9 protein-coding genes are annotated in these 8,782 nt (G+C 34.6%); all 9 read right to left on the bottom strand.

Annotated features, from left to right (window positions below; genetic code table 11):
- Window positions 1–78: 78 nt before the first annotated feature.
- The 9 genes from citX to FOD82_RS04990 all read right to left on the bottom strand — a co-directional run bounded on the left by citX (window position 79) and on the right by FOD82_RS04990 (window position 8,704).
- Entirely contained in the window at window positions 79–633 is a 555-nt protein-coding gene (citX, locus tag FOD82_RS04950) for a citrate lyase holo-[acyl-carrier protein] synthase (RefSeq protein ID WP_144355372.1), read from the bottom strand.
- 70 nt (window positions 634–703) lie between these two features.
- Window positions 704–2,245, bottom strand: a complete 1,542-nt coding sequence (gene citF / locus FOD82_RS04955; protein ID WP_144355373.1) for a citrate lyase subunit alpha — start codon at window positions 2,243–2,245, stop codon at window positions 704–706.
- Complete coding sequence (gene citE / locus FOD82_RS04960; protein ID WP_144355374.1) at window positions 2,235–3,149, bottom strand: citrate (pro-3S)-lyase subunit beta; 915 nt, start codon at window positions 3,147–3,149, stop codon at window positions 2,235–2,237. The genes citF and citE overlap by 11 nt, the downstream gene beginning before the upstream one ends.
- On the bottom strand, window positions 3,149–3,442 hold the full coding sequence (gene citD, locus FOD82_RS04965) for a citrate lyase acyl carrier protein (RefSeq protein WP_144355375.1): 294 nt from the start codon (window positions 3,440–3,442) through the stop codon (window positions 3,149–3,151). Before citD ends, citE begins: the two co-directional genes overlap by 1 nt.
- Entirely contained in the window at window positions 3,432–4,487 is a 1,056-nt protein-coding gene (gene citC, locus FOD82_RS04970) for a [citrate (pro-3S)-lyase] ligase (protein WP_144355376.1), read from the bottom strand. Before citC ends, citD begins: the two co-directional genes overlap by 11 nt.
- Window positions 4,488–4,682: 195 nt before the next feature.
- A complete protein-coding gene (locus FOD82_RS04975) occupies window positions 4,683–5,474 on the bottom strand; it encodes an alpha/beta hydrolase (RefSeq protein WP_144355377.1) in 792 nt (263 codons plus the stop codon).
- A gap of 97 nt (window positions 5,475–5,571) precedes the next feature.
- A complete protein-coding gene (locus tag FOD82_RS04980) occupies window positions 5,572–7,041 on the bottom strand; it encodes a DASS family sodium-coupled anion symporter (protein WP_144355378.1) in 1,470 nt (489 codons plus the stop codon).
- An 18-nt stretch (window positions 7,042–7,059) separates the two neighbouring features.
- A complete protein-coding gene (locus tag FOD82_RS04985) occupies window positions 7,060–7,758 on the bottom strand; it encodes an RraA family protein (RefSeq protein WP_144355379.1) in 699 nt (232 codons plus the stop codon).
- Window positions 7,759–7,774: 16 nt separating this feature from the next.
- Window positions 7,775–8,704, bottom strand: coding sequence for an L-lactate dehydrogenase (locus FOD82_RS04990; protein WP_144356025.1), 930 nt, complete (start codon window positions 8,702–8,704; stop codon window positions 7,775–7,777).
- Between the last annotated feature and the right edge of the window lie 78 nt (window positions 8,705–8,782).

Consider the following 8,782-nt stretch of genomic DNA (forward strand, 5'->3'; position numbering starts at 1 on the left):
AATTCGTAAAAAATCTCGGAATTTCACTTCCGAGATTATAGAATTTATCAAAAATAAATTTTTTAAAATAAAATTTATTTACTTTTTTATTTGATTTTTAAAAATTTTTCTATAAATTTGAAATATATAATTTTGTAGTTCTTCAACGGAATGTCTTCGCGAACGAGCACATTCTTTAGCGAGATGTGAACAAATAAAACATTTTCTAGCAGGTAATCCAAGATCTCTTCTTGAAATTGCCTGTTTTTTACTTTTTGTTAAAACATCTGCATCAAATAATCGTCCTAATTCTGACTTATCCTCAAATTTTACGGAGTACTTTTTTACATAATTTATTTTATTATTTACTATATAAAAATTTTCACATCCAGTATCGTGATTCCAACTTGCAACTAACTTATAACTCAAACTATTTTTTAAAAATATATCTTCTAATTCATTAATACCTTTTTTAAACATCATTTCTAGATATTGATTATTTTTAATAGGTCCTGGTATATTCATCTTTACATCAACTAAAACCCGATTTGGATACTTCTTGAAAATAGTCTCCTGCATTTTTACTCTTTTATCTTTTTCACCAAGAACTTCTGCTATTCCCAGATATTTTCCTTCGTCAAATATTGTCTTCATTATTTATCCCTTATAAAAAATATGTCCTGCTTCTAAAAAAGCAGAACACATTTTTATTTATCAAAATTTATTAATCTTTTACTTGCTTAACTGTATCAATAATTGTACCATCGCGATATTCAATTAAGGCAACTGTACGGTCAGTATATTCAAGTGGTTTTGGAACACCTACTTGCTTTTCTGCCATTTGTTGTAATTCATTAATATCAAGAATCTTAAGACCTGGAACTTTACTTAAAGCTTCTTTTAAGTCTTTTCTAGCAGGATTAATTGCGATTCCTCGTTCTGTCACTAAAACATCAATTGATGAACCAGGAGTAACTACTGTTTCAACACTTGGAACAACCGTTGCATTGCGTCCGCGAACTAATGGTGCTGTAATAATTGTCATTTTAGCGCCTGCTGCAGCATCTTGGTGACCACCAATTGCTCCACGGATAACACCATCAGACCCCGTCATAACGTTAACATTGAAGTCAGTATCAATTTGAAGAGCGGACAAGATTGCTACATCAAGATTATTAACAACTGCACCTTTATTATGTGGATCAGCATACCAAGAAGCATCAATTTCTTGTTGATTCTTATTTTTAGCCATAGATTCTGCAGCACCCTTATCAAAGTCCTGTACATCCATCACTTTGTTAACTAATCCTTCTTCAAGCAAATCCGTAGTTGGCTTAGTAATTCCACCTAAAGCAAAAGATGCTGTAATTCCATCATCAATCATTGATTGACGTAAATAACGTGTAACTGCTAAAGCAGCACCACCAGAACCTGTTTGGAAGCTAAATCCTTCTTTGTAATATGGTGAATTAACAATTACTTTGTTAACCATTTGAGCAATCATTAACTCTTTAGGGTCTTTAGTAAAACGAGTAGCACCTGAGCCAATTTTGTCAGGATCACCAATTTTATCGACTTTAACAACATAATCGACTTGATCTTGCTTAATAGAAGCTGGAGTATTTGGATAATCAACAATATTATCAGTTAATAATACTACTTTATTTGCATAAGCTGCATCCATTAAAGCATAGCCAAGTGAGCCAAATACAGCATCCCCTTCTTGACCATTAGCATTTCCAGTCCTATCAGCATTTGGAACACCTAAAAAAGCCACGTCAATCTTAATTTCGCCTTCTTCAATTGAACGCGCACGGTTACCATGAGAACGAAAAATCACTGGATTTTTAAGACCACCATGTGATACAAAATCACCCAAACTTCCACGCATTCCTGAAGAAGTAATATTAGTTATGACACCTTTTTTAATGGCTTCAATAATTTTATCATTCATTACTCCAGTAAGAGAAGATGGCGCAAGAGTTAAATCTTTATAACCCATCTTAATGATTAAATCCATTACCTTGTTAAAGGCAAAGTCACCATTTCTAAAGTGATGGTGAAAAGAGATAGTCATCCCATCTTTTAAATTATTCTTGATAACTTCTTCAAGTGAATCAACGATCTTGTCTTGTCCACTAGTAACACGAACTTTAGGAGCCACTCTTTGAATTTCTGGATGACCAATTTCAGTAGTTTCAAAAGGCTTTAAATTCATTTCTGACATAATTTCATCTGGTAGGTTGCGTTTTACTTTATTCTCCAATGTAGTTACCTTCTTCATCAATTAAATTTGAAGCTTTTGCAGTTTCAAGAACACGGGTAGCTTTTTCTACTACTGGCTTATCAACCATCTTGCCATTCATTGAAATTACACCGCTACCCTTAGCCTTAGCTTCTCGAATAGCATTTTCAACATTTTTAGCTTCTTCAATTTCTTCTTTAGTTGGATTAAAGACTTTATTAACCATTGGAATTTGGCGAGGGTTAACTAAACTCTTTCCATCATAACCTAATTCATGTATATAATTAGTTTCACGATAAAAGCCTTCAGTATCTTTCATATTGCTAAAGACAGTGTCAAAAGCATATACATCGGCAGCACGAGCAGCTTGCAGAACCATATTACGAGCAAATTCTAATTCACGCCCATCTGGATAACGGTGTGTATGCATATCAGCAGTATAATCTTCTCCACTAACTGCCAATCCCATCATAAGCGGGGTTGAAGTAGCAATTTCAGGGGCATTAAGAACACCTTTGGCGCTTTCAATAGCTGCCATTACACCAATCGAACCCTTCTTAATACCATATTCTTCTTCAGCTTTTTCCATATCTTTAATTAATTTATGAATCATAGCTGCTGATTCAGTTTTTGGCAAACGAATCACATCAACACCAGCTTTAACCATGGCTTTTACATCTTCATCATAATACGGTGTATCTTGACCATTGATTCTAACAACAATTTCACTACCGCCAAAATCAACAGTTTTAATAGCTTCATAAACAAGCATTCTAGCAGCATCTTTTTCAGTTAAAGAAACTGAATCTTCTAAATCTAGCATAATTGAATCAGCGCCATAAATACCTGCATCTTTAATCATAGCAGGATTATTACCAGGCACAAACATCATCGTACGACGTAAGCGATTTTTTACATAAGTCATTAGAGTACCTCCAAATCTGGCTTATCTGAAGTTTCAGTTGCTCTTTGAGCAGCAGCCAAAGTACGTGCTTTGATTACACAATCAAGTGCTCCTTTATCAGTTGCCTTAACCTTAACATTATCTAAACCATATTTTTGCAAGGTTTCGGTAATGACTCTTTCAATTTCATCACCATATGCTTTTTTTACTTCTGAGTCTAGGTCGATTTCGATGCCATGATTACCCTTGGAGATCATAATTTGAATATCTGAACTTTCAAGAGTTCCAGCAACACCAGTGGTTTTAATTTCCATTGATATTTATTCCTTTCTTAATTCTATCCTGCAATTCTTCAAGATTTTCTTTAATAAACTTAAGTGTGGTTGCTGGTAAGAGCTTCTCCATACCAGCAAGGTTACCATCCTTAATCAATTGACGCACCTCAGTAGCAGTGATGACATGACCATCAACTTCTAAGCGAGGAATAGTAATCACCTCAATATCGGGGCCCAATTCATGAGCTAAAGAAACATTATAATAATGAGTAGTCATTGAAAGAGGTTCTTTGCCTAAATAGCGTCGTAAAATATTAAGTGGTGGGGCAATTACATTTTTAAAAACTTTAGCATCAATTGCAGTTTGCACTTCAATCAAATCTTCCGGACTCTTTAAAAAATATGCTGGAAAAGTTGCTTTAGAAACCATATAGTCTCCTCCACTAACTACCTTTACATTCTTTAAGTCTTTAACCCCTTCTTTAACAAGTTGCATTCTCTCATCACTTGTAAATAAAGAAGCATCTTCGGCTACTACAAATACATAAACTAAATCATTTTCTTGACTTGCTAACTCTACTAAATGACGATGTCCTTTAGTAAAAGGATTAGCATTCATTACAATTGAGCCGATTTTCTTATCTTCTTGATTTTTAATTCTAGGGATACTTTCAATATAATCTTCAACATCTGGAGTGCCGCTTTCAAGAAAGGCCGCTTGGTCGGTTTTAGCTAATTGTGTGAAATTCAAATGTTGAAAACTTTCAGAATATTTTGGCTTTGTAAAAACAAAAATATGAAAAATATTTTCGTTAAATAAATACTGCTGCAAAGCTGTAACAATTTTATTAAAACGTGCTCCTGGTTGTGAGTCCTGATTGCAAACAGCTATATATTTCAGTACATTCCCACTTACACTACCTGTCCCAACAAGCTGACCATCTTCATCAATTAATCCAATGGTATGATCAATACTATCTACTTCTCGAGAACTAAAATTATGTAAATCAAGTTTCTCTAAAAATGTTTCCCATTTCTTACGAGTAACAGGTTCATTTAAATATAGATCTACAACTTTATCCATTATTGTGCACCTCTTAACTAAAGTTTGTGCAATTTAAAACTAATTATTCAACATCTTTAGTTTACTCTTATTTTTTATATTTTTCAATTTATTAACTATATTTTTAAATATTTAAAATTTGTAAGTGATTACAATAATAATTTAACTTAAATAAAAAGAAGATGCTCGTGCTTAATTTCACATCTTCATAGAATTCTAAATATTATTATTTTTTAAAAACTCAATAACTGATTCATACATTTTTTCCGGCTGCTCTGCTTGAATTACATGTCCGCAATCTCTAATAACTTCATAGGAAAATTTATCATTCATTCCTGCCACAACTCTAGCAAAATCACTATTAAAGTAAGGGGAGTTTTCTCCAGCTAAAATCAGCATTGGTATTTTAAAATCAATTAATAAACTTCTCCAATCTTGCTCAGCATGGTCACAAAGTAAATCAAAATCGTCTTCTGGATTATACGGATGCGTTTGATATTCTGCCTTAGCTTTATCACGCATTTCATTATCAATTCGTTTATAGGTTGCTCGTCCCATATCAAGTTTTAAATAATCTGGAAAATTAGTCCAATCCAAATCTTTAAATCCATAACGCCAAGTTTCATCCGTTACCATTTTTGGTGATTGGTCTAAATCAACTACAGCACTAATCTTTTTTGACGTAAATAAAGAAATGTTTGCCCAAATAACTGCAGCTCCCATTGAATTTCCAATAAGAATAACTTTATCTAAATTCAAATAATTTAATAATTCCTCTAAATCCATTCCCAAGCGCGCAATCCGTTGACCTTTATAAGTGCGCTCAGACAAACCTTGATTACGTGGATCCATGACAATTACACGATATTTATGATTGAATAATTCAACTGCTTTATTCCATAATTGATGAGAAGCCCCAATTCCTGGAATACATAAAACAGCATTTTTATTTTTTTCACCAGTATCAGTATAACTAATTTTCACGCCATCATTTGTCTTAAAAAACATACTAAAACCTCACTTTTTTATTAAATTATAACCCAAGAAAAAATACTTGAGTCAGCAAAAACTCAAGTATTTTATCATATCTGTTATAACTTCTGGTTTACCAAACGCCAATAACTTTCATCCATAAAGTACCTACTGTACCAAAGACAGCTAAATAGATAAGCCCTAAAATAAAGTTCATCTTCCACCATTCACTTTGCTTAACATAACCAGTCGTAGCAAGAATTGAAGCTGGACCGTTAGCATAGTGAGTAGTTGAAGCATTGATTGCACCAGTAAAAGCTAAGAGCATTGCACTAAGTCCAAGAGGAGCTCCTGTTGCTACAGCAACTGATAAGAATGGTAAATAAAGTGCAGTCATGTGAGCAGTACCGCTTGCAAAGAAATAGTGAGTATAGAACATAAGAAGTACCAATACCGCTAACACAATTCCCCAGCTAATACCGTGAAGCCCATTTTGAACAAGTTTTGAAAACCAACCGATAAAACCATAAGAGATAAGTTTTCCAGCCATAAACATCAAAATTGAAAGCCAAATTAAAATGTTCCAAGCACCAGTTTCTCTCAAAGCATCTTGCATTGTAAGTACTCCAGTAATTAACAGAAGTACAACTGCTAAGAAAGCAACAAATGTCGCATTTAATTGCTCAAGTTTGAAAAATCCTGACAAAACCCAAAGTACAATTGATAAACAGAAAACTGCTGACATGATTTTTTCAGGCTTTGACATTGGACCCATCTTTTCAAGTTTACTCTCAGCCCATTTTTTGGCATCGGGAGTTTCTTTAATTTCTGGTGGATAAATTTTATAAATGACCAATGGAATAATTAAAGTTAGAACAGCTACTGGAACGATAGCTGTAAAGAACCAGCCAGCCCAAGTCATCTGATAACCTTTTTGAGCTGCTAATTGCTGTGCAACCATGTTAGGCGCAGCCCCAGTAATAAATAATGCAGTTGACAAGATATTGGCATGAAAAGCCATAAAGTCAATATATGCACCAATCTTTTTACGAGATGGGCTATTTGGTTCTGAATGATAACCATCTTCTGAAATTGATTGGACAACTGGCCACACTACCCCACCAGTACGAGCTGAGTTAGAGGGAATAAGAGCTCCTAAAATAAGTTCCAATCCAGTAATCGCATAACCAATACCAAGTGACTTTTTACCAAATTTTTCAATCATAATATAAGCAATTCGATTACCAAGTCCGGTCTTGCTAATACCATGAGCCATGATGAAAGCCATAGCAATTAGCCAAGCAGCAGAGTTTCCAAAAGAACTAAGTACCCCTTGATTGACTACTACGCCTTTATTATTTACAACATCCTTCATAGGAGCCAGCCCAACAAGAACAGTCACAACCAGTCCTGTCAAAGTAGTTCCCCCAATTGGAAAAGGCTTAGTAATACAACCGACAATAGTGGCAACAAAAATTGCAAACATTTCCCAAGCTTGGGGTGTAAGACCACTTGGACGCCATGGCGTTATCAGCCAAAGAATGATTCCCACAATTAAAGGCCAGATAAAGCCTTTATAGTTTACCTTCTCAAGAGTTTTCATATTTTTCTCCCACTCTAATTACGGGCGATAAATATCGTCAATAATGTCGAATCCCTTATCTTTCAAAGATTCATCAACCCATGAAAGATCAACATTTCCATTAGAAAAAGCAATTAATTTTTCATCGTCTTTTTGATGAAAAGCTTGTGCTTTAGGTAAAAGAGCAGCAGCATCACGTCTTGGAATACAAATCACGCCGTCGCTATCTCCTAAAATAATATCTCCTGGATTAACACTTATATTGCCACATGCAACTGGAACGTTGATTTCACCTGGCCCTTCCTTATATGGGCCTCCGGGAGTAGTGTCACGGGCATATATTGGAAAATCCCAATTCTGAAGATTATCAATGTCACGAATCGGACCATCAATTACAATTCCTGCAATCTTTTTTTGATCGCGTAAATATGACATCATCACTTCGCCAATTAATGATCTTGTATTATCGCCTTCATTAGTAATAACCAGCACATCGCCTTCATTACAATATCTTAAGGCTGCATAAATAGCTAAATTGTCTCCAGCTCGATTGTGTACCGTAAAGGCAGCTCCAGCCATTTCAGATTTTGGTTTGGACATTAATTTAATGCGGGGATGCATGGCACTGTTACGTTGCATACAATCCGCAACATTAGAAGCTGGCAGTTTTTTAAATGCTGCCACAATTTCAGGATTAGGTAATTCTCTTTTTAAATATATTCTCTTACCTATTGGCATTCGACTTCTCCACTAATTAATCTAAACTCACACCATCTAGAACTTCTTGCATTTTATCTGCTGAATTGAGCATTTTACTCTTTTCACTATCTGATAGCTTAGTTTCAATAACGTCACTAATTCCATTACCATCAATAACTGTAGGAGTTCCCAAGTAAAGGTCATGCTTAATACCATATTCGCCATTGATTGGGGCAGATAATGGCAAGCAGATTGAACGGTTTTCTAAAATCGCACTAACAATTTGAGTAAGCATCATTGCAACTCCATAAAATGTGGCACCTTTGTTAGCAATGATCTTGCCACCTTTTTTACGAACGTCGGTTTCAATTTTACTTAAAACTTCAGCGGTCATTTCTGGATAATCACGAAGCATCTTACCATTAACAATTGACTCATCAAAGTTTTCAAAACTAGTATCACCATGTTCACCAAGAACCATTGAGTTAACTTTAGCAACTGGAACATTAAGACGCTTAGCAAGTTCAACACGAAGACGAGCTGAATCAAGAGAAGTTCCTGTACCGATTACACGATTCTTAGGAAAGCCTGATAATTTTTGAGTTAAAGTAGTTAAAATATCAACAGGGTTTGCACTTACTACAAAAATCCCCTTGAATCCTGAGTCAACAACAGGTTTAACAATGCTCTTTAAGATATTAACATTCTTGTTAACAAGATCAAGACGAGTTTCTCCTGGTTTACGAGGCACACCAGCAGTAATTACAACAATGTCAGCATCTTTAGCATCTGAATATTCACCGGGATGAATATTAGTTTCACCCATAAATGGAGTAATATCTTCAAGATCCATTGAATCTCCTACTGGACGCTGTTTTGCGACATCACAGATAACTAATTCATCAAGGTCAACATGTTGTAATAAATCATTTGCAAAAGTTGAACCAACTGCACCATCACCAACAAGTAATACTTTACTCATAATATTTGTCCTTTCAAAAATAACTTGTTCTACTTTACACAAACTATTATACACTAAGCGCTTTCACTTTTTCAATATTTA

Source organism: Lactobacillus sp. LL6 (assembly GCF_007570935.1).
Lineage (GTDB): Bacteria > Bacillota > Bacilli > Lactobacillales > Lactobacillaceae > Lactobacillus.